Origin of the sequence: Aquitalea pelogenes, assembly GCF_001515305.1 — a bacterium.
Lineage (GTDB): Bacteria > Pseudomonadota > Gammaproteobacteria > Burkholderiales > Chromobacteriaceae > Aquitalea > Aquitalea pelogenes.
The window spans coordinates 47,458-72,531 of record NZ_LNQV01000005.1; the positions used below are offsets into that span (position 1 = coordinate 47,458).

At 61.8% G+C, this 25,074-nt stretch carries 24 protein-coding genes and 1 pseudogene; 10 read left to right on the forward strand and 15 right to left on the reverse strand.

What is annotated here, in order from left to right:
* Positions 1–12 precede the first annotated feature (12 nt).
* The 6 genes and pseudogenes from AWT75_RS03235 to cysG all read right to left on the reverse strand — a co-directional run bounded on the left by AWT75_RS03235 (position 13) and on the right by cysG (position 6,191).
* Positions 13–1,197: a glycosyltransferase family 4 protein gene (locus tag AWT75_RS03235; protein ID WP_239689443.1), complete on the reverse strand. Its 1,185-nt coding sequence runs from the start codon at positions 1,195–1,197 to the stop codon at positions 13–15.
* Positions 1,172–2,295: pseudogene (rfaQ, locus tag AWT75_RS03240) on the reverse strand (putative lipopolysaccharide heptosyltransferase III). Before rfaQ ends, AWT75_RS03235 begins: the two are co-directional and overlap by 26 nt.
* On the reverse strand, positions 2,276–4,015 hold the full coding sequence (gene ptsP, locus AWT75_RS03245; protein WP_045847766.1) for a phosphoenolpyruvate--protein phosphotransferase: 1,740 nt from the start codon (positions 4,013–4,015) through the stop codon (positions 2,276–2,278). Before ptsP ends, rfaQ begins: the two are co-directional and overlap by 20 nt.
* 29 nt (positions 4,016–4,044) lie before the next feature.
* Positions 4,045–4,314 carry an HPr family phosphocarrier protein gene (locus AWT75_RS03250; RefSeq protein WP_045847765.1) on the reverse strand — a complete coding sequence of 90 codons (270 nt, stop codon included), beginning with the start codon at positions 4,312–4,314 and terminating at the stop codon, positions 4,045–4,047.
* Positions 4,301–4,708: a PTS sugar transporter subunit IIA gene (locus AWT75_RS03255; RefSeq protein WP_045847764.1), complete on the reverse strand. Its 408-nt coding sequence runs from the start codon at positions 4,706–4,708 to the stop codon at positions 4,301–4,303. Before AWT75_RS03255 ends, AWT75_RS03250 begins: the two co-directional genes overlap by 14 nt.
* Positions 4,709–4,769: 61 nt before the next feature.
* Positions 4,770–6,191 (reverse strand): siroheme synthase CysG, encoded by a 1,422-nt coding sequence (gene cysG, locus AWT75_RS03260; protein WP_062787277.1) that lies wholly within the window; start codon positions 6,189–6,191, stop codon positions 4,770–4,772.
* Positions 6,192–6,372: 181 nt separating this feature from the next.
* Here cysG and AWT75_RS03265 point away from each other — a divergent pair, with 181 nt between their 5' ends.
* Entirely contained in the window at positions 6,373–8,655 is a 2,283-nt protein-coding gene (locus AWT75_RS03265; protein WP_062787280.1) for a diguanylate cyclase, read from the forward strand.
* Positions 8,656–8,735: 80 nt separating this feature from the next.
* Positions 8,736–9,542, forward strand: a complete 807-nt coding sequence (locus tag AWT75_RS03270; RefSeq protein ID WP_231588905.1) for a DUF3025 domain-containing protein — start codon at positions 8,736–8,738, stop codon at positions 9,540–9,542.
* Here the strand turns inward: AWT75_RS03270 and AWT75_RS22580 are convergent.
* Both AWT75_RS22580 and AWT75_RS03275 read right to left on the reverse strand, forming a co-directional pair.
* Positions 9,494–9,838 (reverse strand): hypothetical protein, encoded by a 345-nt coding sequence (locus AWT75_RS22580; protein ID WP_239689444.1) that lies wholly within the window; start codon positions 9,836–9,838, stop codon positions 9,494–9,496. The genes AWT75_RS03270 and AWT75_RS22580 overlap by 49 nt on opposite strands.
* On the reverse strand, positions 9,823–10,704 hold the full coding sequence (locus AWT75_RS03275; RefSeq protein ID WP_239689445.1) for a YihY family inner membrane protein: 882 nt from the start codon (positions 10,702–10,704) through the stop codon (positions 9,823–9,825). The genes AWT75_RS22580 and AWT75_RS03275 overlap by 16 nt, the downstream gene beginning before the upstream one ends.
* A gap of 198 nt (positions 10,705–10,902) precedes the next feature.
* Between AWT75_RS03275 and wrbA the strand changes: the two genes are divergently transcribed.
* The gene (gene wrbA, locus AWT75_RS03280; RefSeq protein WP_045847760.1) at positions 10,903–11,505 is read left to right on the forward strand and encodes an NAD(P)H:quinone oxidoreductase; all 603 of its coding nucleotides are present in this window, start codon (positions 10,903–10,905) and stop codon (positions 11,503–11,505) included.
* A gap of 134 nt (positions 11,506–11,639) precedes the next feature.
* Positions 11,640–13,496, forward strand: a complete 1,857-nt coding sequence (gene asnB / locus AWT75_RS03285; RefSeq protein WP_062787286.1) for an asparagine synthase (glutamine-hydrolyzing) — start codon at positions 11,640–11,642, stop codon at positions 13,494–13,496.
* Here the strand turns inward: asnB and AWT75_RS03290 are convergent.
* A complete protein-coding gene (locus tag AWT75_RS03290; protein ID WP_052694180.1) occupies positions 13,493–14,296 on the reverse strand; it encodes an AraC family transcriptional regulator in 804 nt (267 codons plus the stop codon). The two genes, asnB and AWT75_RS03290, sit on opposite strands and share 4 nt — an antisense overlap.
* 66 nt (positions 14,297–14,362) lie before the next feature.
* Here AWT75_RS03290 and AWT75_RS03295 point away from each other — a divergent pair, with 66 nt between their 5' ends.
* On the forward strand, positions 14,363–15,592 hold the full coding sequence (locus AWT75_RS03295; protein ID WP_275575674.1) for an MFS transporter: 1,230 nt from the start codon (positions 14,363–14,365) through the stop codon (positions 15,590–15,592).
* A 44-nt stretch (positions 15,593–15,636) separates the two neighbouring features.
* Here AWT75_RS03295 and AWT75_RS03300 read toward each other — a convergent pair whose 3' ends face one another.
* The 4 genes from AWT75_RS03300 to metX form a co-directional block, all read right to left on the reverse strand.
* Entirely contained in the window at positions 15,637–16,038 is a 402-nt protein-coding gene (locus AWT75_RS03300) for an MliC family protein (protein ID WP_062787291.1), read from the reverse strand.
* A complete protein-coding gene (locus tag AWT75_RS03305; RefSeq protein ID WP_062787295.1) occupies positions 16,035–17,315 on the reverse strand; it encodes an AmpG family muropeptide MFS transporter in 1,281 nt (426 codons plus the stop codon). The genes AWT75_RS03300 and AWT75_RS03305 overlap by 4 nt, the downstream gene beginning before the upstream one ends.
* A 68-nt stretch (positions 17,316–17,383) precedes the next feature.
* The gene (metW, locus tag AWT75_RS03310; protein WP_062787299.1) at positions 17,384–17,986 is read right to left on the reverse strand and encodes a methionine biosynthesis protein MetW; all 603 of its coding nucleotides are present in this window, start codon (positions 17,984–17,986) and stop codon (positions 17,384–17,386) included.
* Positions 17,983–19,125, reverse strand: a complete 1,143-nt coding sequence (gene metX, locus AWT75_RS03315; RefSeq protein ID WP_062787302.1) for a homoserine O-succinyltransferase MetX — start codon at positions 19,123–19,125, stop codon at positions 17,983–17,985. The genes metW and metX overlap by 4 nt, the downstream gene beginning before the upstream one ends.
* A gap of 183 nt (positions 19,126–19,308) precedes the next feature.
* Here metX and AWT75_RS03320 point away from each other — a divergent pair, with 183 nt between their 5' ends.
* From AWT75_RS03320 to ybaK, 5 genes are all read left to right on the forward strand, one after another.
* Positions 19,309–19,491, forward strand: a complete 183-nt coding sequence (locus tag AWT75_RS03320) for a protein MIGRI (protein WP_045847753.1) — start codon at positions 19,309–19,311, stop codon at positions 19,489–19,491.
* A gap of 86 nt (positions 19,492–19,577) precedes the next feature.
* Complete coding sequence (gene mnmL, locus AWT75_RS03325) at positions 19,578–20,504, forward strand: tRNA modification radical SAM protein MnmL/YtqA (RefSeq protein ID WP_045847752.1); 927 nt, start codon at positions 19,578–19,580, stop codon at positions 20,502–20,504.
* Positions 20,505–20,645: 141 nt separating this feature from the next.
* Complete coding sequence (gene msrP, locus AWT75_RS03330; protein WP_062787305.1) at positions 20,646–21,554, forward strand: protein-methionine-sulfoxide reductase catalytic subunit MsrP; 909 nt, start codon at positions 20,646–20,648, stop codon at positions 21,552–21,554.
* A 1-nt stretch (position 21,555) separates the two neighbouring features.
* A complete protein-coding gene (locus AWT75_RS03335; protein WP_082695924.1) occupies positions 21,556–22,179 on the forward strand; it encodes a protein-methionine-sulfoxide reductase heme-binding subunit MsrQ in 624 nt (207 codons plus the stop codon).
* 77 nt (positions 22,180–22,256) lie between these two features.
* Positions 22,257–22,739, forward strand: a complete 483-nt coding sequence (gene ybaK / locus AWT75_RS03340) for a Cys-tRNA(Pro) deacylase (RefSeq protein ID WP_062787308.1) — start codon at positions 22,257–22,259, stop codon at positions 22,737–22,739.
* 57 nt (positions 22,740–22,796) lie between these two features.
* On the opposite strand, the gene AWT75_RS03345 is transcribed toward ybaK, so the two are convergent.
* Positions 22,797–24,251, reverse strand: coding sequence for a 4Fe-4S binding protein (locus AWT75_RS03345; RefSeq protein ID WP_082695925.1), 1,455 nt, complete (start codon positions 24,249–24,251; stop codon positions 22,797–22,799).
* A complete protein-coding gene (locus AWT75_RS03350; protein ID WP_062787311.1) occupies positions 24,248–25,066 on the reverse strand; it encodes an FTR1 family iron permease in 819 nt (272 codons plus the stop codon). The genes AWT75_RS03345 and AWT75_RS03350 overlap by 4 nt, the downstream gene beginning before the upstream one ends.
* Positions 25,067–25,074: the final 8 nt, after the last annotated feature.

Consider the following 25,074-nt stretch of genomic DNA (forward strand, 5'->3'; position numbering starts at 1 on the left):
GACTCGCCTTCATCATGCCAGCCTCACTGCTTGGGCTGCATGGCCGTGCTGGTCTGACAGCAGGCTGCGGTACAAGGCCAGCATTTGCGCCACCATATGCTGCTCGGTTTGGCCCTCCACCCGCTGGCGGGCCTGGGCTGCCATGGTCGGCCAACTGTCCTGTGCTGCCAGCCAGGCTGCCACATTGCGTTGCCAGGCTGCAGTATCGTGCGGGGCGGCCAGCCAGCCGGTGGCCGGGCTCACCCACTCGGCACCACCACAGCGGGTACTGGTGAGTACCGGCAGCCCGCAGGCCATGGCTTCCCCCACCACCGAGCCGAACGGTTCGTACATGGTGGGCAGAATAAAACCATCGGCCATGCCGTAATGGCTGAGCACATCCTTTTGCGGGCCGGTAAACACCACCCGTCCGGCAATGCCCAACTGGCTGGCCAGTTGCCGGTAAGCGGCCAGTTTCTTGTCGCCCCCCACCACCACCAGCCATACATCCGGATGAGGCTGGATGGCACGCAGCGCCTGTGCCACGCCCTTGCGCTCAAAACCTGAACCTACATACACCAGCACCGGTGCCGCCGGGGGAATACCGTATTGCGCACGCAGTGTGCTGCGCTGTTGGCGGGCAGCAGCAGGGTTGAACCGCTGTGCATCCACGCCGTTATGAATCACCACACACTGCTCTGGCCGGAGCGGAAAACGCTGCAATACGTCCTGTTTTACCATCTCCGAATTGCAAATCACCACCTGCAGGGCCGGGTGCTTGAACATGGATTTTTCCATGCTCAGCATGAAATGATGATAGGGATTACACCAGACCGACAGCTTGTGCCACCAGCCTTTGCCTTCCGCTCTGGCCGCCAGCCAGGCTGCATGCACGCCATCGCCGGCACGGAAGATATGACAACCCGGAATGCGTTCGTGCGACTGCACAAGATCGGCCCCCACCTGCAGCCAAGCGCGGCGCGCGGCGCGGGCAAAACCCCAGTCACGCCAGATGCTGCCCAGATAGAAAGGATTGACGCGACACACGGCCACGCCATCCAGTTGTTCCCAGTTACGGTTGATCAGCACCGGCTGCAGTTCATCCTGCTGTTTGAGCTGGCCCAGAATGGCGCTGACAATCCGTTCTGCCCCACGGCCGGATTGTATTTCTGCCGCACAATGGCCAGACGGCTCATGCGGTTTCTCCCAATACCGCATCCACCGCATCCAGCACTTGCTGCAGGCTAATCATGTTCAGGCATTCGCTGTTCCAGCCACCGCCGCAACCGGCGTTACCGCAGGGACGACAGGGCACACGGGCAGCAACGACACGGTGCGGCACCTGCCACGGCCCCCACTCGATGTCACCGGACGGACCAAACAGCGCCACACAGGGCGTTTTCATGGCCGATGCAATATGCATGGGCACCGAGTCCACCCCGATGTACAGGCGGGCATTGTCGATGGCAGCGGCGAGTTCTTTCAGGGTCAGCTGGCCGGCCAGGCTGGCAACCGGCTGCGTCAGCCGCGACTGGATATCAGCCAGCATGGCCATTTCATCCGGGCTGGGCGCTGCCGTCAGCAGTACGCGCTGCCACGCTGCTGCAAGGTGTTGATCAGCGCGGCCATGTTTTCCACCGTCCAGCTTTTGAACAACCAGCGCGAGGTGGGGTGCACCAGAATGTACTGCCCGGCCTGCAAGCCTTGCTGTTCCAGCTTGGCAGCCAGCGTAGCCTCGGCATTATGCCCGGCCACCAGGGTCAGCTGACGCTGTTGTTCTGCCGGATACACCCCGATACGCCGCAGCGCATCCAGATGGATTTCAATGGTATGGCGGCGGTTGCCCGGCACCTGCAAATAACGGTGGGTGAAGCTTTTGCGGAACATCTTGCCATACGGGCCATCCGGCCCCACCGACCAGCGTGGCGACAGCAGGCGGACCAGCCAGGCGCCGCGCTTGTGTTCGGTCAGGGTAATGACCAGGTCGTACTGGCGCTGACGCAGCCGGTTGATCAGCCCCAGCTCGGCCTTGCACTGACCGATGAGGCCCAGCTTTTTCCAGTTGCGGTCTATGGTGTGCAACTGGCTGATGGCCGGATGCAGGCTGAGCATTTCCTGCGTATCCCGATACACCAGCGCATCGATTTCCAGCTGCGGAGCCTGCTGTTTGAGGACGCTGAATACCGGAGAGGTGAGCAGCACATCCCCATGGTGGCGCAGTTTGATGACCAAGACGCGGCGCACCTGGTTCAGATCGATGGAGTCGTTCAGCATAGATAGGGTGAAAAAAGCCGGATCAGGCATCCGGCTCGGCATTCAGCAGTTGCAAAAGATCGGCGATTTTATCAGGGTCTTCGGATCGAAGCATGCGCCCTGCAATGGGCGCGATATCGTCCAGATGGGTGTTGAGTACCATGCGCTTGACCGACAGCAGGCTGGCTGGATGCATGGAGAACTTGCGCAGGCCCATGCCCAGCAGCAGGCGGGTCAGGCGCGGGTCGCCCGCCATCTCGCCGCACACCGATACCGGTACCCCACCCTTGATGCCGGTGCGGATGGTATGCAGGATGAGCTTGAGCACCGCCGGATGCACCGGGTCGTACAGGTGGCTGACCGAATCATCGTTACGGTCGATGGCCAGGGTGTACTGGATCAGGTCGTTGGTGCCGATGGACAGGAAATCGACGTACTTGATGAAACTCCCCACCACCAGTGCGGCGGACGGAATTTCAATCATCGCGCCGACTTCCACCTTTTCATCGAATGGCAGGCCTTCTTCGTGCAATTCCTGCTTGGCGTAATCCAGCTGGGCAATGGACTGCTTGAGTTCGCCCAGTGAATTGAGCATGGGGAACAGGATTTTCACCTTGCCATAGTGCGAGGCGCGCAACAGCGCACGCAGCTGGGCACGGAACATCAGTGGCTCGGCCAGGCACAGGCGAATGCCGGTGAGGCCCAGCGCCGGGTTGTCCGCCACATCATGGTTCAGCCACTTGGGGTTCTTGTCGGCTCCAAGGTCCATGGTGCGGATGGTGACCGGCAGGCCTTTCATGTCTTCAGCCACCTTGCGGTAGGCCTCGAACTGTTCGTCCTCGGTTGGCAGGGTGTCGCGCCCCAGAAACAGGAACTCGCTGCGGAACAGCCCCACCCCGGCTGCGCCGGAGCCTTTCACCACGTCCACATCCTGCGGCAGCTCGATATTGGCCAGCAGTTCGATCACCGTGCCATCTTTGGTTTTGGCATCGGATTTGCGGATGGAGGACAGCTTGCGCTTGGCGTCGCGCCAGGCACGCTGACGCCGGCGGTACTCGCTCAGCACCAGTTCGTCCGGGTTGATGATCAGCACGCCTTGCTGACCATCGACGATGATCTGTTCTTCCTCGCGGATCAGCTCACGCGCGTGATGCAGGGCGATGACGGAAGGCAGGTCGAGGCTGCGCCCCAGAATGGCGGTATGTGAAGTCGCCCCGCCCACATCGGTGACAAAGGCGGCAAAGCTGGAATCCTTGAAATACACCATGTCGGCAGGTGACAGGTCGTGGGCCACCAGGATGGTGTCGTCCAGCAGGTCGCCCGGTGCCGGCAGTTGCGGCGTGTGGCCGTCCAGATTCTTGAAAATGCGTTCCACCACCTGCAGCACGTCATTCTTGCGTTCGCGCAGGTAGTCTTCCTCAATGGCGTCAAACTGCTCCACCAGCAAGTCGCATTGCAGTTTCAGCGCCCATTCGGCATTGCAGTGCTGCTTTTCGATGATTTCACGCGGTTCGCGCGAAATGGTGACATCACCCAGCAACATGATGTGCAAGGACAGGAAGGCACCCAGCTCGGCCGGGGCATTTTCCGGGATGCTGCCCCACAGCATCTCCAGTTCCTTGCGCGTGGCGCGGACGGCTTCGTCGAAGCGCGCCATTTCGGCCGGAATGTCCTTCTCTTCCAGGCCGTAATGCGCCACATCGTCCATGCTGCGCGAGATGAGATGGGCCCGGCCAATGGCGATGCCGCCACCAATGGCTACACCGTGCAGGGTGATATTCATCGTCCCATCCCCTCCTCAAGCGGGCTGATTCATTCAGCCTCGTCAAAACGATTGTTGATCAGTGCCACCAGCGCATCCAGCGCTTCCTGCTCGTCCGGACCATCCACGTCCAGCTCCACGGTAGCCCCCTTGGCCGCGGCCAGCATCATCACGCCCATGATGCTCTTGCCGTTGACACGCCTGCCGTTGCGGGCAATGCCCACATCGCTCTTGAAGCGGCTGGCCAGCTGGGTGAATTTACTCGAAGCCCGCGCATGCAGGCCAAGTTTATTGATAATTTGTATTTCAACGCGCAGCATTACCGTCCCCTGGAAGAATATAAAGCACGCCCTCCAACCCACCGGTAATGGCCTTGCTGACCACGATTTCCAGCGGCTGGCTGCTATAACTGAGCGCACGTACCAGCATGGGCAGACTGACCCCGGCAACGGCTTCCACCTTGCCCGGGTCGATCAGCCGGCTGGCAATATTGGATGGTGTGCCACCATACATATCAGTCAGTACCACTACGCCATCGCCTTGTTCCAGGCGTGCCACCAGCGCAGAAGCCTCGACCAGTTTCTGATCCGGATCCTCGGTTTTTTCTACCGCCAGCGTGGCGATATTGTCCGGGTCCCGTCCTAATACATGCCGGGCGCAGTCCAGTAGACAAGCGCCCAGATTGCCATGCGATATGACCAATACACCTACCATGCCCGCGTCTTCTTGTCCGTAACGATGATCGGCACACAGCTGCCCCGGGGGCAGGCTGCGCTCATTTCTGCTGCGAATCCGCCATTGTAGCAGGCCCGTTTTCCACACGGCGGAACCAGGCCAGTTTATCTGCCAGCGTGACAACGCTGCCCACAATGATAAGCGCTGGCGACGCAACACCATAGGAAGAAATCAGTGCCGGCAGGCTCTGAAGCGTTCCGGTCAGCGTGCGCTGACGCGTGGTGGTGGCCCATTCGATGACCGCCGCCGGGGTATCGGCCGGTTTGCCGTGGGCGATGAAGGCCGCACACAAATCAGCCGCCATGGTCAGCCCCATGTACACCACCACCGTCTGGTCCGGCCGGGTAAGGGCTGGCCAGTCCAGATCGATGCTGCCGTCTTTCTTGTGGCCGGTGACAAAAGTCACCGACTGGGCATGATCACGATGGGTCAAGGGTATACCGGCATAGCTGGCTGCGCCATTTGCCGAGGTAATGCCCGGCACCACTTCAAACGGAATGCCGTGGGCGGCCAGGGTTTCGATTTCCTCACCACCACGGCCAAAAGTAAACGGATCGCCGCCTTTCAAGCGCAATACGCGGCGGCCTTCGCTGGCCAGACGCACCATCAGCTGATTGATGTCTTCCTGCGGCAAGGTGTGATTGGCACGAGCCTTGCCCACGTAAATGCGCTCGGCATCGCGCCGCACCAGCTCCAGCAATTCCGGCGCAACCAGGTTGTCATGCAGCACCACATCGGCCTGCTGCATCAGGCGCAGGGCACGGAAGGTAAGCAGGTCGGGATTGCCCGGTCCGGCGCCCACCAGATACACCGCACCACTGGGACGGTCTTCCGCACTGGCCAGGCGCTGTTCCATTTCGGCGCTGGCCACCGCCTCGCGGCCATTCATCACCGCTTCGGCAATCGGTCCTTCCAGCACGTTTTCCCAGAAAATGCGGCGTGACTCCACGTCGGCAAAGCGGGCCTTTACCCGGTCGCGAAAGCGTGCCGAAAATGCCGCCAGCAGGCCGAAACCGGCCGGAATGATACTTTCCAGCCGTGCCCGTACCAGACGGGCCAGCACCGGCACGGCACCGCCGGATGACACGGCAATCACCAGCGGCGAGCGGTCGATGATGGCAGGGGTGATGTAGGTGGAGAGTTCCGGATCATCCACCACATTGACCGGAATATTCTGTGCTTGCGCTGCGGCCGATACTTGCTGGTTGACCTCCCGCAAATTGGTGGCCGCAACCACCAGCCGCATGCCGGCAACGCGGGATGCCTCAAACCGCTCCGGCAGCCACTCCAGCTCGCCCTGCTCAATCATCCGGGCCAGTTCCGCCGTCACTTCCGGCGCAAGTACGGTCAGGCGTGCACCGGCAGCCTTGAGCAAACGCACCTTGCGCAGGGCGACATCGCCCCCGCCCACCACCAGGCAGGCGGCATCCTGCAGCTTGAGAAAAATCGGGAAATAATCCATGCAACACTCCGCAACAATCGGCACAGCATACTTTATTTGTTGCACAAAAACGACGACCACGGCATATGCAGTCTGATTTTCATCATCACAATTTCCGAATCAGGTGCCATGATGAAGCAAAGCCCAGCACAAACGTTAACAGGGGCGGCATCAGAAAGCGGCGGGTAGGCATTTGGATAAATTGAGCGCAAATACCGGTAGCCATGTCATCCGGTCTGGCAGCGCCCTGCTGCTGTTCAGTAGTTCGGCATGGGCAGCACCTGCCATCAAAACGCCATGGGAATGGCCGTTGCTATGCATCGTGGGTTTGGCGTTGGCCGCATGGCTGGGCAGTTTCTGGCAACGCTGGCGCCTGCGCCAGCTGCAGGAGGACTCCCTGCGTTTCAATGTGCAGCATTCCGGCGAGGCCATGCTGATTCTGGACGAACAAGGCCGGGTACAGGCTGCCGGGGATGCCTGTGCCAAGTGGCTGGACATCGGCCCCGACCAGCGCTTGCCCGAAACACTGTACGCACGCTTGCAGCAACAGACTGCCTTGCTGGCTAGCGCCCAGCCCCTGGTGTGGACCGATGAGTGCTGCGGCCATACCCGGCTGGGCATTCAGCAACTGGTGCTGCCGGCGGAATTCCTGCCCGCACGCTGGCGCATCATCCAGCTGCATGCGCTTGACGAGGCGGTGCTGGCCGTACCGCAAGCCCAGGCCATGCTGACCGCCATGCAAGGGGCACGCATCGGCCTGTGCGAATTCGACCTCGACAAGAACCTGGTACAAGGCTCACCCGCAGCCTTGTCCACCCTGCTGGGCCTGCCCGCCAGCGACATGCAGCTGGACCTGGGCGACTGGCTGGAGCGCGTGCACCCGGATGACAGAGCGCTGCTGGAAAACGCCCTGCAAGCCATCGCCCACAGCGGGCAGACCAGTCAGGAGCTGGAATACCGTATCCGCCACGAAAAACAGCACTGGGAATGGCTGGAGCAAATCCTGCAGGGCAAGGACTGTGCGGACGATACGCATCGCGTGCTGGCCCTCAGCCAGGTCATCACCCCGCGCAAACTGGCCGAGGCGGCCATCCGCCGGCGGGAGCAGGAGTTCCGCACGCTGGTGGAGAACTCCAGCGACATTATTGCCCGTTACGATCTGTCACTGCGCTGCCAGTTCATCAACCGCAGTGTCAGCCGTTATTCGCCGCTGATCCGCGATGAACACATCGGCAAGACCACGGCGGAAAAAGGCTGGCCCGCCGATATCGTCCAGCAGTTTGAAAGTGAATGCCAGACGCTGATCGACACCGGGCAGCCACGCTGTTTCGAGATGGAATTGCTGCTGCTCAACCGGCGTCATATCTTCGAAACCCGGCTGTTTCCGGAATTCGACAGCCAGGGCAAGCTCACCAGCATCCTGTCAGTGGACCGGGAAGTCACCGACAGTCGACTGGCCCAGCGCCTGCTCAGTGAAGAAAACGCCGTGATGGAGATGATTGCCTCCAATCAGCCGCTGGAAGACACGCTGGCGCAGATCTGCACCATGATTGAGACCCAGCTGGCGGGAGGACGCTGTTCGGTGATGCTGCTGACCGAAGACGGCCAGCACCTGCATGTGGCATCCGGCCCCAGACTGCCTGCGGGCTACACCTCCCGGATAGAGGGCATCGCCATCGGCCCGGAAGTCGGCTCCTGCGGCACCGCCGCCTACTGGAAGCGCACCATCATTGTCGAGGATATGGAAAGCAGCCCCTTGTGGCAGCCCTATCTGGAACTGACGCGCCGCTTTGAGCTGCGTGCGTGCTGGTCCACACCGCTGTTTAGTAGCCAGCGCGAGCTGCTGGGCACTTTTGCCATCTATTACAGCGAGCCACGCACGCCAACCCCGGAGGAAATGCGTCTGGTGTACCGCAGCTCGCATATCACCGCCATTGCCCTGCAAAGCGACCTGCATGAACAGAAGCTGGTGCAGCTGGCCACCATTGATGAACTGACCCACCTGGATAACCGTCGCCACTTCCTGCAGCAAGCCGGGCGCGAGCTCAAGCGCTGCCAGCGCTACCAGACGCCGATGGCGGTGCTGATGATGGATCTGGACCATTTCAAGAACATCAACGACCAGTACGGTCATGCCGCCGGGGATGAAGTAATCACCCACTTTGCCCGCCTGTGCCGCGAAGTGTTGCGCACCAGTGACCTGACCGGCCGGCTGGGAGGTGAAGAGTTTGCCGCCATCCTGCCCAACACCGACAGCAGCGCGGCACTGGCCGTGGCCGAACGGCTGCGCCAGGCCGTCAGCGACAGCCAGGTGACGGTCAATGGCCAGGACATCCGTTACACCGTCAGCCTGGGCATGACGCTATTGCGCGAAACCGACTTGCATGTGGACGATTTGCTCAAACGGGCGGACAAACTGCTGTACCAGGCCAAGCACGAAGGACGCAACCGGGTATGCCATGACCTGGCGCTCAAGGTGGTGTGAGGGACAGCAGCAGGCAAGGCGGCTATCGCAGCCGGCGGCTGTGGCTCTAGAATACGCGTTTTCCCGCGATGGCCCCTGCCGTGAAAGACTGGAGCAAGCACTACCTCAGCCACCCGCTGTACCAGCCGGTTGCCGATTTTGCCACCCTGCTGCCGCTGGCGGACTGGCCGGATCAACAGGACTACGACCAACTGCTGCAACAGGCCCGCCTGCGCTGCCAGCTCCCCGCGCAGCTGCGTTTCTGCTGTGACCTGCAAGCAGACGCCTACTATGAAATGCACATCGGCAGCACCGGCGAGGTGCCCACCCGCAGCCACAACTGGCATGACTGGTTCAATGCGCTGGCCTGGCTGGCATGGCCGCGCAGCAAGGAGGCACTGAATGCGCGCCATGTGCGGGCCATCAGCCGTGGAGAGGTCAAACGCGGGCCACGGCGTGATGCCGCCACCTTGCTGGATGAATGCGGGGTGATCGTGGCCTGTGCCCGTCCGGAACTGGGCCAGGCACTGGATGACATGCAGTGGCACACGCTGTTTGTCGATGAGCGTGCTGCCTGGGGACGACACATCAGCGTGCATACGCTGGGACACGCCATTTTCGAAGTAGGTTTGCAGCCGCATATCGGCTGGTGCGGCAAAGCCTTGCTGCTGGATGTCGACACCGGATTTTTCCAGCTGGATGAACACACGCAACGGGCCTGGCTGGATGCCAGGCTGGCTGCGCTGCTGGCCGATGACAACTGGCTGACCAGCCCGCGCCAGCTGTGGCCGCTGCCCTTGCTGGGCATACCGGGCTGGTGGCCGGACAATGAAAACCCGGCCTTCTACCAGAACACCGACTACTTCCGCCCCAGCCGGCGGGCAAAATCCTCCAGCGTCACGGTCTGAAGCCGTTCGGTGACACTGCCCAGCAAGGCTTCAATACCCTGGCCGACATCATCGTCGTTGGCCAGGTCGGCCCGGTAGACAAACAGCTGGAACAGGTCGGACAAGTGCACGCTGGCCAGTTTGCGCATCAGCACCCAGCCATCACGCTGGCCTTTCTGCACGTAACCATGCTGCGCCAGCTTGTCCAGCACCAGTCCCAGTTCGTCATAACCGATCTTCACCTGCTCGCGCAGCTGAACCGGTGTCAGGCTGCGGCCTTGCACCTGGGCGGCATCCAGCATCAGCAATACTTCCACCGCATCCAGAAAACGGCGGCGCGGTTCAAAGCGGCGCGCCAGGCCCCGCCCTCCCAGTAAGACAGGGAGGCGGTGAATACCGCACCGGCCAGCACCACCATCCACAGGCAGTACACCCACAGCAGGAAAATCGGAATGCTGGCAAAAGCGCCATACACCAGCTGGTAATTGGCGACCTGTCCGATGTAGTAGCCAAACAGCAGCTTGGTCAGTTCCAGCAACACCGCGGTAATCATCGCGCCCAGCACGGCATGACGGATCGGGACAAAGCGGTTGGGCACAATGCGGTACAGCAGCGACAAGACAATGCCGGTCAGCAAAATGGTGCCGCCCGCCTCGACCGTACTGGCCAACAGCGGCATGGTCTTTTCAAAGCGGGTGAACTTGAGCAGCCAGCGCCAGGACAACAGGCCGCCCCCCAGCACCAGCGGGCCCAGCGTCAGCACCGTCCAGTACACCATGCTCTGCTGCAGCCAGGGGCGGCCACGGCGCACGCTCCAGATGGCATTGAAGGTGCGCTCGATGGTGGACATCAGCATCAAGGCCGTCACGCCCAGCATCACGATGCCGGCTGCGGTCAGTTTTTCCGCATTGTCGGCAAACTGGCGCATGTAGACGGATATCACCTTGCCGGCGAATTCCGGCACCAGGGTGGACAGCAGCATCACCTTGAAACGCGTGCTGTAATCGGAAAACACCGGGAAAGCGGATATCACCGTCAGCGCGATGGTGAACAGCGGCACCAGCGCCAGCAGTGTGGTGAAAGTCAGGCTGCCGGCCACCTGCATCACACGATGGCTGCCCATGCGTCTGACCAGAAAACCGACAAAGCCTGCCTGAGTAGCGTATTTATGCGGCAGTTTCATCTGCGGCAAGGTAATGCAGCCTTTCGCCGCTGGCAAGTGACAGCCACAAGACAGGCCCTGCCCAAGGCCAAGTCCATGCAGGCCGGTTCTTGGTCAACGTAATGCCATGTACACCGTCTTCACACAAATTAACGATTGGAAGCTGGTATCATGCAGCCTGTTACCGCCACTGAACGTGGCCCTTAACCGGATATTGCCGTGCAAGACATTCTTGTTCTCTATTACAGCCAGCATGGTGCCACTGCCGAACTGGCCCGACTGATTGCCCGTGGCATCGAAAGTGTGCCCGGCTGCCAGGCACGGCTGCGTACCGTGCCCAAGGTATCCACCGTGTGCGAAGCCAGTGAACCGGCCATTCCGGCACAGGGCGCACCCTATGTGGAAAAAAGCGATCTGGCCGAATGCATTGGCCTGGCGCTGGGCAGCCCCACCCGCTTTGGCAATATGGCGGCGGCCATGAAGTACTTTATCGACAGCACCAGTGGCGAATGGCTGGCGGGCGCGCTGGCCGGCAAGCCCGGATGCGTGTTTACCAGCTCCTCGTCCATGCACGGCGGGCAGGAATCCACCTTGCTGAGCATGATGCTGCCGCTCTTGCACCACGGCATGCTGATTGTCGGCCTGCCCTATGCCGAAGCAGCGCTGGCAGCCACCCAGACCGGCGGTACCCCTTATGGTGTCAGCCATGTGGCGGGGGTCAAGAACGACCGGCCGCTGTCCGAAGACGAACGCAAGCTGGCGCTGGCCCAGGGCAAACGCCTGGCCGAGGCCGCGCTGCGTTTGCATAACACGCAGCAGTAAACCACAAGCCAGACAGCAGGCTGTCTGCTTGATACCGGCGCTGCGCTGAACCCGGCGCAAGCAGCCGGTTTTCCATTTTTGCGACGACTGACCGCCAGCCCGGTGCCGCGGTCAGGATCAGGATCATCTTTACTATGTGCGGAATCGCAGGTTTCTTCTCCCGACAACCGGTGGCAGCGGCCACCGCCGATGCCATGCTGCTGGAGCTGGCCCGCCGCGGCCCGGATGCCGCCCACCAGCTACGGCTGGATGCGCAAGGAGGACAGGCAGGAGCGGACAATATCCACAACGCCTTGCTGCATGCGCGGCTGTCCATCATCGACCCGCGCCCCGAGGCCGACCAGCCGATGCGCAACGACGATGGCCAGCTGTGGATCTGCTACAACGGCGAGGTGTACGACTGGGAAGACGGCAAACGCGAGCTGGAACAGGCTGGCGTAGTGTTCCGCACCCATTCCGATACCGAATTCATCCTGCGGGCCTACGAAGCCTGGGGCATTGACGGCTTGCTGACGCGCCTGCGCGGCATGTTTGCCTTTGCCATTCTCGACCTGCGCCAGGGCAAGGTGCATCTGGCACGCGACCGCATGGGCGAAAAACCGCTGCTGTATGCGCTGCTGGATGGCAATCTGGCGTTCGGCTCGCTGGTGCGCTCGGTGCTGCCCTTCCTGCCCCTGCCTGCCCGCCAGTTCAGCCCAGCCGCCATCGACGCCTATCTGGCGCACCGTTACATCCCGGCACCGGCCACCGTATTCGAAAACATCCAGCGGCTGGAAAACGGCTATTGCCTGGAGTTCGACCTTGCCAGTCGTCAATTGAAGAAACGCCGTTACTGGCAACCGCAAGCCACGGCTGGCGACTGGCTGCCGGAGCTGGACCATGCCGTAGCCATGCGTACCGTGGCCGACCGCCCGCTGGGCGTGCTGCTGTCCGGCGGCATTGACTCCACCCTGATTGCCAGCCGACTGGCCACCCAGGGCTATCAGCAGTTTTCCACCTTTACCGCGGCCTTTCCCGGCAGCACGCTGGATGAATCAATCGACGCGGCAGATTCCGCCCAGCGCATGGGGCTGAGCAATATCCGCATCGACATGCCAGAAAACCTGGCGGCGGATTTCTCGCGCATTGTGGCTGATCTGGACCAGCCCTTTGCCGACCCGTCCAGCTTCCCGACCTGGTATCTGGCACGGGAAGTCAGCAAGCACGTGAAAGTGGTGCTGGTGGGCGACGGCGGCGACGAGCTGCTGGCCGGCTACAAACGCATGAACAAGCATCTGCGCACCCGCTGGCGTCGTCACCTGCAACTGCCGCTGGGCATCCGTCCTTCACTGGACGGCAAACAGGGCAAGCTGGGCACCGAACTGGCGATGAGCTGGACGGAGGCCTATTCGCTGCGTTTTTCCGGCATGACACCGGGCCAGCGCCGCTACCTGCAAGGCGGACGTGAGCTGCAACAACTCAGCTACTGGCGCGCACCGGACGACATCGGCCCGGAAGCCAGTGATGCCGTCCCCGGCCTGCAAAGCCTGCTGGCCATCGACTTTGCCAATTACCTGCCCGACTACATCCTGCAAAAGTCGGACCTGTGCACCATGGCGCACGGGCTGGAAGGCCGCGCCCCGCTGCTGGACCACGGCTTGTACCAGCATCTGCTGGCAACAAGCGATGCCGAGCGCTACACCCAGCCGGCCAAGCTGATTTTCCGCCGTGCCATGCACCCGGCCCTGCCCGCCGACTTTTTCCAGCGCAAGAAACGCGGCTTCAACCCGCCGCTTTCCGGCTGGCTGAAAACCAGTCTGGCCGAGCGTTTTGCCGGCCTTGGCAGCCGGCTGAGCCGCCAGACCGACAACTTGCTGGACGCCACCGCCGTGGACGCCTTTGCCCAGGCCTACCGGGGTGGCAAGGAAGCGCTGGCCGAACAGATGCTGCAATTGCTGATTCTGGACGAAAGCCTCACCCAGCTGGACGCGCTGCGCCGCGCCCTGCCCTAGCCGCCTGTCACCGAGTAATCATCATCCGGCAGCGGCGCATAGAAGCTGCTGGGTGACACCCCCAGCTCGCGCTTGAACATGGTGGCAAAGGCACTGGGGCTGGCATAACCCAGATCCAGTGCCACTTCCAGCACACTGGCCCCGCAGGCCAGCTTTTCCAGCGCGGCAATCAGCCGTGCCTGCCGCCGCCACTGCCCCAGTGACAAGCCGGTTTCCCGGCTGAAACGCCGCTGCAAGGTGCGCGGGTCCATCGCCAGCTGTGTGGCCCACTCCTCCACCGAACGGGCATCCGCCGGCTCGGCCAGCAATACATCACACAAGCCCTGCAAGGCCGGGCTTTGCGGCCGAGGCAGGGACAAAGCCAGCGTGGGCAGGCTGCGGATCTCGTCCAGCAGCAGCTTCATCAGCCGCTCATCGCGTGAATCCGGCGGGTACGGTACGGCGATGCTCATCGCCGCCAGAATCAGCTCGCGCAGCAAGGGCGAAATGGCCAGCACCCGGCACTCCTGCGGCAAGCCTTCCAGACTATCCTTGCGCACATACACCGTGCGCATGCGCACTGCGCTGATCATCCGCACCTGGTGCCAGGTGTCGATTGGCAGCCAGATGCCACGGGTAGGCGGCACGATCCACTGCCCCAGCGCCGTACTCACCACCATCACGCCTTCCACCGCATACAAGAGTTGTGCCGTGGGGTGGGCATGGCGCGGCGTGTCTTCACCCGCCGGGTAATCACGCGCCTTGGCCACGACCGGGGCGATACCGGTGTCGTACTGGTGCAGATGTTGATAATCATTCATGACTGTCATTTTCTCGCAGATGATTGCCCCGAATGCGCAAGACGGGCAGGGATAGCCCTTGATAGCATGATGAACCCACCACCACAAGACGACATCATCATGACAAGCGCCAGCCAGAGCATGGCACCGCCGCAGGACACCCGCTTCCGGGTTTTGGGTGCCATCAGTTTTACCCATTTCCTCAACGACATGTTGCAGTCGCTGATTCTGGCCATCTACCCGGTACTGAAGGGCGGCTTTCATCTGAGCTTTGCCCAGATCGGCCTGATGACGCTGGTTTACCAGTGCACCGCCTCACTACTGCAACCATTGGTCGGCATCTACACCGACAAGCGGCCACTGCCTTATTCGCTGGTTTTCGGCATGGGTTCCACCTTGTGCGGCCTGTTGCTGCTGTCGGTGGCGTCCAGCTATCCGGTGTTGCTGATGGCCGCCGCGCTGGTAGGCACCGGCTCGTCCATTTTCCATCCGGAATCCTCGCGCGTGGCGCGCATGGCATCCGGTGGTCGCCACGGCCTGGCGCAATCGCTGTTTCAGGTGGGCGGCAATGCCGGCACCGCCACCGGCCCCTTGCTGGCCGCGCTGGTGGTGTTTCCCTATGGTCAGCCCAGCCTGGCGTGGTTTTCGCTGGCGGCCTTGCTGGGCATGCTGGTGCTGTGGCGCATTGGTAACTGGTATGCCCACCAGCAACGCACCACCAAGGCACACAAGGCCATCGTGGCCACCGGGCTGTCACCGCAGCGCACAGCGTTTACGCTGGGTGTGCTGGTGCTGTTGGTGTTCTCCAAGTATTTCTACCTCACCAGCATCACCAGTTATTTCACCTTCTACCTGATGCAGCATTTCGGGCTGGGCGTGCAGGCAGCACAGCTGCATCTGTTCATCTTCCTGTTTGCCGTGGCTGCCGGTACCGTGCTGGGCGGACCGATTGGCGATGCCATTGGCCGCAAGCGGGTGATCTGGTTCTCGATTCTGGGTGTGGCACCGTTTACCCTGGCGCTGCCGCATGTGGACCTGTTCTGGACCAGCGTGCTGTCCTTCATCATCGGCTTCATCCTGGCTTCGGCCTTCTCCGCCATCCTGGTCTATGCGCAGGAGCTGGTGCCGGGCAAGGTGGGCATGGTGTCCGGGCTGTTCTTCGGCTTTGCCTTCGGTATTGGCGGCATTGGCGCTGCGGTACTGGGCAAGGTGGCCGACCACTACGGCATCGAAACCGTGTACCAGCTGTGCGCCTACCTGCCGCTGCTGGGCATCATCACCGTCTTGCTACCCGACCTGCACCGTAAAAAAGCCTGAGTCATGCAGCACAAAGCAAAACCGGCCTTGATGGCCGGTTTTTTTCATGGTGCTGCCGGGGTAAGGACCGGTGCTATGGTAGCGGTTAGCAGCGGCTGGCAATCCCGTGCCAGCGTGCGCCCGCCGCGAGTCAGCAATACCGCCTGCTCGCCCTTGTTCCACCACACCAGCTGCTGGCTGGCATAGCGTGCGCCACTGGCACTGCTGACCCGTACCAGCCGGTAATGGCGACCATGCCAGCTGATGCGGATGGGCACCACGTCCTCCACTTCTGCCTGCGGATATTCCACGCTGACCACGCGCTGGGCCGCGCATTGGTAATCCACCTTTTGCAAAACCACGGTATTGCCTGCGGCTGGCACGGCTGGTTCCGGCATGGCTTCCGGCCCCGGCGCAGCCAGCACTGGCAGGCTGAGCAGACTCAACAGGATAACAGTTGCCTTCATGCAGTCTCTCCGTTCTGATCATCCCCGTGCCACGGGGCCACTTTCAGCAGCAACAACATGCCTGGCAAGGCCAGCAGGGTGCACAGCAGGAAAAAACCCATCCAGCCCAGATCATTCACAATATAGCCGGTCGCCGCGTTGGCGAAGGTGCGTGGCACCGCCGACAGGCTGGTAAACAGGGCAAACTGGGTGGCGGTATAAGCCGGATGGGTGGTACGGGCGATGAAGGCCACAAAAGCCGCCGTGCCCAGGCCCACGCCCAGCGCTTCAAAACCGATCACCAGCGCCAGCTGAGCCAGCTGGGTAGGGCCAATCTGCTGAAAATGGCCATAGCTGGCCAGCCAGGCGAAGCCCAGAATCGACAATACCTGCACCACGCCAAACAGCCACAGGGCGCGGTTGATGCCCAGTTTGAGCATCCACACTCCGCCAAGCAATCCACCAATCACCGCCGGCCACAGCCCGGCGTTTTTGGCCACCAGGCCGATATCCGATTTGGCAAAGCCCATGTCCAGGTAAAACGGCGTAGCCAGTGCGGTGGCCATGCTGTCGCCCAGCTTGTACAGGAAGATGAAACCCAGAATGGTGGCGGCGCTGTGCCAGCCCTGGCGGTGGATGAACTCATGAAACGGCTCCACCACGGCTTCACGCAGGGTTTTGGGCGGTGTACCAGCCAGTCTGGGCTCGGACACCAGCAGGGTCATGAGCAGCCCCGGCAGCATGAACAGCGCAGTGATGACGAACACATTGGCCCAACTGGTGTGATCGGCCAGAATCAGCGACAGGGCACCGGGCACCAGGCCGGCCAGTCGGTAGGCATTGATATGCACCGAGTTGCCCAGCCCCAGCTCGGCTTCGGGCAGCAGCTCGCGGCGATAAGCGTCCAGCACGATATCCTGACTGGCCGAGAAAAACGCCACCACCACCGCCAGTGCGGCAATCTGCTGTAATTGCAGCTGTGGATTGAACAGACCGAACAGGGCCATGCTGATGAGCAAGGCCAGTTGGCTGAGCAGCATCCAGCCACGGCGCCGCCCCAACAATGGCGGGACAAAGCGGTCCAGCAGCGGCGACCACAGGAATTTCCAGGTATAGGGCAGGCCGATCAGGGCAAACAGGCCGATGGCCTTGAGATTCACTCCTTCGCTGCGCAGCCAGGCTGGCAGCAGATTGATCAGCATATACAGCGGCAGACCGGAGCTGAAGCCGGTGGCAATGCAGATCAGCATGCGGCGCGACCAGATGGCCTCGCGCCAATGTACGGAATAATGCGTCATGTATCCTTGCGGCATGGGCCGCCAATGCAAAAAGGCGGCCAGCAGCCGCCTTTGTTAGTCATCAATCATCAGGCCGTTTGCCGGGCAACCCGGTAGAACGCCAGGCTGCCGCGCAGATTGGGCAGGAAATGAATGCGCTTGGCTTCGTTCATCACCACCCGCTCCAGCACGCGGATGCCGTTTTTGGCGCACAGCGCTTCGAAATCCCCCAGCATGCACCAATGGATGTTCGGCGTGTTGTACCACTGGTAAGGGATGGTTTCCGACACCGGCATATGACCTTGCAGGATCTGCCAGCGGTTTTCCCAGTAGCCGAAATTGGGGAAGGTGACGATGGCCTCGCGGCCCACCCGCAGCATTTCCACCAGAATCTGCTCGGTATTGTGCATGGCCTGAATGGTTTGCGACAACACCACATGGTCGAAACGCTGGTCTTCAAACTCGGCCAGACCGGTTTCCAGGTTGCCCTGGATGGCGTTGACGCCGGCTTGCACACAGCGCACCACATTGTTGACGTCAAAGTCCACGCCATAACCACGTACCGCCTTGTGGCGGTTCAGCCAGGACAGCAGCGCACCGTCGCCGCAGCCCAGGTCCAGCACCCGGCTGGCAGGGGCCACCCAGTCGGCAATCAGTTGCAGGTCGGCCCGCAAAGTGTTGGCAGCGCTCATGCGTTCACCTCCTCGGCCACACGGTTCAGATAGGCACGCATCAGGTTGACATAGGGCTCGTCCAGCATCAGGAAGGCATCATGGCCGTGTACCGATTCGATTTCGCCGTACACCACTTCCTTGTCTGCCGCCACCAGTGCCTTGACGATTTCGCGCGAGCGTTCCGGCGAGAAACGCCAGTCCGAGGTAAAGCTGGCCACCATGAAACGGGCGCTGGCTTTTTTCAGCGCCGCCACCAGGTCGTCGTTCAGGTCCTTGGCCGGGTCGAAGTAATCCAGTGCCTTGGTCATCAGCAGATAGGTATTGGCGTCGAAATAATCAGAGAACTTGTCGCCCTGATAACGCAGGTAGGATTCGATTTCGAATTCCACCTCGTAACCAAACTGGTAATCACCGCATTTGAGCATGCGGCCGAATTTCTCGCCCATGCCGTCATCGGACAGATAGGTGATATGGCCCAGCATGCGCGCCAGCCGCAGGCCGCGACGCGGAATGGCATCGTGGGCGTAGTAGTCGCCACCGTGGAAATCCGGGTCGGTAAGGATGGCCTGACGGGCCACGTCGTTGAAGGCAATGTTCTGTGCCGACAGCTTGGGTGCAGACGCAATCACTAGCGCATGTGCCACCCGTTCCGGGTAATCGATGCTCCATTGCAGGGTCTGCATGCCGCCCAGGCTGCCACCGATGATGGCGGCCCAGCGGTCTATGCCCAGCCGGTCGGCCAGTCGCGCTTGCGAACGCACCCAGTCCGGCACCGTCACCACCGGGAAGGAAGACCCCCAGGGCTGGCCGGTGGCCGGGTTGATGGAGGACGGGCCGGTGCTGCCGTGGCAGCCACCCAGATTGTTCAGGCCCACCACAAAAAAGCGGTCGGTATCGATGGGTTTGCCCGGGCCCACCATATTGTCCCACCAGCCTGCCGCCTTATCTTCCGGCGTGTAACGCCCCGCCACATGATGGTGGCCGGACAGCGCATGGCAGATCAGGATGGCATTGCTGCGCGCGGCATTGAGCGTGCCATAGGTTTCAAAACACAGCTGGTAATCAGGCAGTACGGCACCGCTGGCCAGCTGCAGCGGGGTATCGAATACCGCTGTCTGCGCCTGTACGATGCCGACGGACCTTGTCAGATCAGACATAACAAAAAAGGCCTCTATTGATTATTGCCCCGCCGGCGGCCTTGCTGGCCATTCTCGGTGCGGAGCCTCCTGTAGGCTACGGCTGCTATCATCGCCTGTCTGGCCGATTATATCCATAGCCTTGCTTGCTACCGTTTCGCATGCACCGCATAATCGGCCCGGTTTTCTTACCCCGTCCCTGCCATGATCGGTCGCCTGTTCCGCCTGTTGCTGCTGTTTGCCGTGCTGTACGCCATCGCACGCTGGCTGCTGGACCGGCGTCAGCGGGCCAGCCTGCGCGAATTCATCACCACGCTGGCCACCGCCCTGCTGGCGGCATCAGCCATCTTCGTGCTGCTGTACTGGCTGGGTTTTCACCAGCTCTGAGCCCAAGCCTTGATGTGGCACAGGGTCCGGCAAGGGCAAACGGCCTAGGCTATGCGCTTTTCTGCCGCACGCTGTCGTTCTGCCCCATGGACCTTACCGCTCACCTGCATACCTTCGGTCACTATCTCAAGCGCCGCCACGGCCAGGCCGTACACAAGCTGTCACTGGCCGGCGACTTTACCTGCCCCAACCGCGACGGCACGCTGGGCCGTGGTGGCTGCACCTTCTGCAATGTCAAAAGCTTTGGCCGCGATGCCGCCGAACTGTCCATCAGCGGCCAGATTGCCCGCGAAAAGGACAAAACCGACCGTGCGCGCCGTTATCTGGCCTATTTTCAGGCTTACACCAGCACCTACGCCGAAGTCAGCCGCCTGCGAGAGCTGTATGACGAGGCCACGGCCAGCGCCGATGTGGTGGGCCTGTGCGTGGGCACCCGGCCGGACTGCGTGCCGGACAGCGCGCTGGAACTGCTCGCGTCCTACCAGGCCACTGGCAAGGAAGTGTGGCTGGAGCTGGGCTTGCAGACTGCGCATGACCACACCCAGCGCCGCATCCTGCGCGGCCACACCCTGGCCGATTACCGCGATGCTGTGCGCCGCGCCCAGCAGCATGGGCTCAAGGTCTGTACCCACCTGATTGCCGGTCTGCCCGGTGAAGATGCCGCCGATGTGCATGCCACGCTGGAAACCGTGCTGGAAATCGGTGTACAGGGACTGAAGCTGCATCCGCTGATGATTGTGCGTGGCAGCCGCATGGCCGCCCAGCACCAGCGTGGTGAAGTCTCTGCCATGGCGCTGGACGATTACGCCCACCTGGCAGCGTCCCTGATTCGTCATACCCCGCCGGAGGTGGTGTTCCATCGCATTTCCGCTACCGCGCAGGCCCCAACCCTGATTGCGCCGGACTGGTGTGGCCCGCGCTGGACTGCCCTGCAAGCCATTGGCCAGTTGCTGGCGCGCGATGGTGGCCAGGGTAGCGCGCTGGGGCGATGCTGGTCGGCACTGGCGGCCTGAGCGCAGCTTCCTTCCCTTAAGGACCCGCGGCTTAACACAAATTAGCCATTGGCTATCACACCAGCCAGAACAATCGTAAAGATTGCATGTCAGATTATCCCTGTTGCTGCGACAAAGAAGCACAGCACTGGAGAAACCATCATGCTCATCAAGAAACCCGCCGACATCCAGCCTTCGGAAATCACCCCCGAAGGCGTGTATTTCAACCGCCGCCAGTTCATGCTGGGTAGTGCCGGCCTGCTGCTGTCCGGTGAAACCCTGGCCGCACTGGCCAGCAAGAAAAGCCCGCTGTCCACCAGCGACAAGCCCAACAGCCTGAAAGACATCAGCAGCTACAACAACTACTACGAGTTCGGCACCGACAAGAGCGAACCGGCCATGTACGCCGGGTCCTTGAAAACCCGGCCGTGGAATGTGGTAGTGGACGGTGAAGTGGGCAAGCCGCGCAGTTTTGGCATCGAAGAACTGCTGAAGCAGCCGCTGGAAGAACGCATTTACCGCCTGCGCTGCGTGGAAGGCTGGAGCATGGTGATTCCGTGGATAGGCTTTCCGCTCTCCAGCCTGCTCAAACAAGTCGCCCCCAACTCGCGCGCCAAATACGTGGCCTTCGAAACCCTGCAACGCCCGTCCGAGATGCCCGGTCAGCGCAGCCGCGTACTGGACTGGCCTTACCGCGAGGGCCTGCGCATGGATGAAGCCATGCATCCACTCACCATCCTGGCTGTCGGCCTGTACAACGATGTGCTGCCCAACCAGAACGGCGCGCCCATCCGGCTGGTGGTGCCGTGGAAATACGGTTTCAAGAGCATCAAGTCCATCGTGCGCATCCATCTGCAAGAGCAAATGCCCGCCACCAGCTGGAATATGGCCAATGCCCACGAGTACGGCTTCTATTCCAATGTGAACCCGGAAGTGGACCACCCGCGCTGGAGCCAGGCCAGCGAGCGGCGCATTGGCGAATTCCTCAAGCGCAAGACGCTGATGTTCAACGGCTATGGCGATCAGGTGGCCGGCCTGTACCGTGGCATGGACCTGCGCAAGAACTTCTGACATGACGACCCTGCGCATGAAAAACCCTGCTGCCGCCCGCCAGCCTGCCCGCTTCAACTGGCTGAAGATTGCGGTCTTTGTGCTCTGCCTGCTGCCACTGGCCCGCGCGGCGTGGATTGTGCTGTCCGGCGCTGCCGTCAACCCGGTGGAGTTCATCACCCGCTCCACCGGCACCTGGACGCTGAGCTTCCTGCTGATCACCCTGGCCATCAGCCCCTTGCGCCAGCTATCCGGCTGGAGCTGGCCGCTGCGTCTGCGCCGCATGCTGGGCCTGTATGCCTTCTTTTACGGCTGCCTGCACTTAACCACCTATGTGTGGCTGGACCAGTTTTTTGACTGGCCCGGCATGCTGCACGACATCGCCAAGCGTCCCTTCATCACCGTGGGCTTTGCCGCCATGCTGCTGATGACGCCGCTGGCCATCACCTCCACCCAGGGCTGGATGCGCCGGCTGAAACGCAATTGGGGCAAGCTGCACCAGCTGGTTTACCCGGTGGCGCTGCTGGGCGTACTGCACTACTGGTGGCTGGTGAAGAAAGACCTCACCCAGCCCATGCTCTACGCCAGTGTGCTGGCCGTGTTGCTGGGCTGGCGGCTGCTGCGCAAGCTGAGGCATAAGGCTTGAATTCATCAGGCAGGCGGTTTGCAGTTGACCGCCACAGCCACTAAAGTAGCCGTTTTGCCGTAAACGGATAGACGGATATGTCCAAGGAAAAAACGCCGGTCACCCAGGCCATTCGCATACTGCGCGAGCACAAGGTGGAATACAGCGAGCACCTGTACAAATACGAGGACAAGGGTGGCACCACGGTGTCGGCACGCGAACTGGGCGTGGACGAGCACTGCGTGGTGAAGACCCTGATCATGGAAGACGAACAGAAACACCCGCTGATCGTGCTGATGCATGGCGACCGCGAAGTGGGCACCGGCATGCTGGCCAAGCAGATTGGCGTGAAGAAGATCAACCCCTGCGACCCGAAAACGGCCGACAAGCACAGCGGCTATCAGGTGGGCGGCACCAGCCCGTTTGGCACCCGCCACCCGATGCCGGTGTATATGGAAAGCAGCATTGCCCAGCTGCCCCGCATCTATATCAACGGTGGCAAGCGCGGTTTCCTGATCGGCATCGACCCGCAGGAAGTCATCCGCGTGTTGCAACCGGTGCTGGTTCAGGCGGCAGCCTGAATCCGGACGCAAAACAGGGCGGTAAAACCGCCCTGTTTGCTTGCAAAGTCTGCCGTTTTACCACCACCAGAACATGAAGCCCCAGGCGGCATCCACCAGCGCCATGCCGGCCAGCAGGCAGGCCAGTACCGGCACGCTGCGCCAGCCAGCCTGCCATTGCCGCACGATGCCGGTGGCCAGCCATAGCGACCAGACATTGGCCAGCAGCAGCAGGCCCAGACGCAAATCATTGGCCCAGCCGGTGGCAATACCCTCGGCCTTGAGCAGGGTGACGGTCAGCGCCGATAGCCCCAGGAACACACCGATACCGGCCAGCGGGATCAGGCTTTGCGCCAGATGATGCAGACGCTGGCTGCGCCATGCTCCGGCGACACGCACCGCACAGGCCAGCGCCAGCAACAGGCCACTGCCCAGCACCAGTGCGGTACCCAGCATGTAGGCGATGATGGCCATGCCATCCAGCCAGGAAAACACGTCGTTGTGGTCCGGATAGTGGGTAAGCAGCCACCACGGCGCATTGGTGTCCAGCGGCCACATGATGTCGTGGTCCACCAGCCATTCGGCGGCGGCCTGCTTCATGTCGACAAACCAGGGGCTGGCCGTCCAGTGAAAACCGCCCATGGCAATGCCCAGCAGGCCGTAGACAATCAACAGCGTCTGCCATGCACTGGCCTCTTTGGCTGCCACCTTCACTACTTCTTCAGCAGGAGAGCGCAGGCTCAGACTGATGGCATCGCGGTGACCGCTGCAACGGCCGCACATATGACAGCCACTGCCGCCCTGCATATGGCGTAGCGGCTGCAGGGGGGCGCAGTCCACCGCCTGGATGCGGATGACGCCGGACTGGCGGGTGGATTCCTGCCAACGCTGCTCATCCACCTTGTAATGCATGGGTGCCAGTTTGGAGAGCAAGGCAAACACCCCGTTCACCGGGCACAGATGGCGACACCAGGCGCGCTTGCCGCGGGTATACACCAGACCGATGGCGATGGCCGCCACGGTGGAGCCGCCCAGCACCAGCAACGCCGCCTTGGGATACTGGTAAACACTCACCAGCTGGCCATACAGGGTGGTGAGGGCAAAGGCGACAAAAGGCCAGCCGTCCCAGCGCATCCAGCGTGGAATCGGCCGGCCCAAGCCCTTCTTGGCCGCCCATTCGCTGAGCGCGCCTTCCGGGCAGAGCACGCCGCACCACAGTCGGCCAAACAGCACCATGGACAGCAGCACGAAGGGCCACCAGATGCCCCAGAACACAAACTGGGCAAAGATGGTGAGGTTGTTGACGATGCGGGCACTGTCATCCGGCAGCGGCAGACAGGCGGGGATGATCAGCAGCGCGGCATACACCAGCACCACCAGCCACTGCAACAGGCGCAGGGTGGCTGCGTGGTCGCGCAGCCAGTTGCCCACCACGGCCAGCCGGCCATGCCCCAAGGGCGCATGGCTGCCACATCCGCCAGACACGGTGCGCACCAGTTCGGGCCGGCGGCGGTGATCGGACTGCGGTTTCATGCGGACTGACGACGCTTGCGCCAGAAGAACAGGCCGGACACTCCCGCCCAGAACGCCAGATAAGCCAGCAGGCTCATCAGTGCCGGGTGGGCACGATAGCCGGTGAGCGACGCAACCACGCCACCAGCGGGTGTCGCGTCATCCAGCAGCGCCGAGCTGTCCCACAGCGGGTCGATCAGCGCAGGCAGGATTTCCATGGAAATCAGCTTTTCCACCCCGGCCAGGAACAAGGACGCCCCCAGCAGCAGCAGCATGATTTCAGTCACGCGGAAGAACAGGCGCCAGGACAACACCTTGCCGCCCAGCTGCAATACATAAAAGGTGAGGAAAGCCAGCGCCAGGCCCATCAAGGCCGCGCCACTCATGTGCAGCAGTGTCTGGCCGTCGGCACTGCCCAGCATGCCGTACAGGAACACCACGGTTTCGCTGCCCTCGCGGGCTACGGCAATGGCCACCAGCGTGGTGACACCCCACCAGTTGGCAGTGCTGGCATTATCGGCCAGACCGGATTCCAGCTCTTTTTTCAACGTGCGGCCATGCTCGCGCATCCACAACACCATCTGCACGATCAGGCCGGAAGCCATGAACTCCATGACGGTCTGGAACACATCCTGCGAGCCAGCCATCAGGGTGCTGGCAGAAAACAGCGCCACCGCCAGCAATACCGCCAGCGCAATCCCCAGCGCCACCCCACCCCACAGATAGGGTTTCCCGGCACGGCCTTGCGGGTTCTGGTTCATCCAGGCATTCAGGATACCCACCACCAGCAAGGCTTCCACGCTTTCGCGCCAGACAATGAACAGCACCTGACCCATTACTTGCG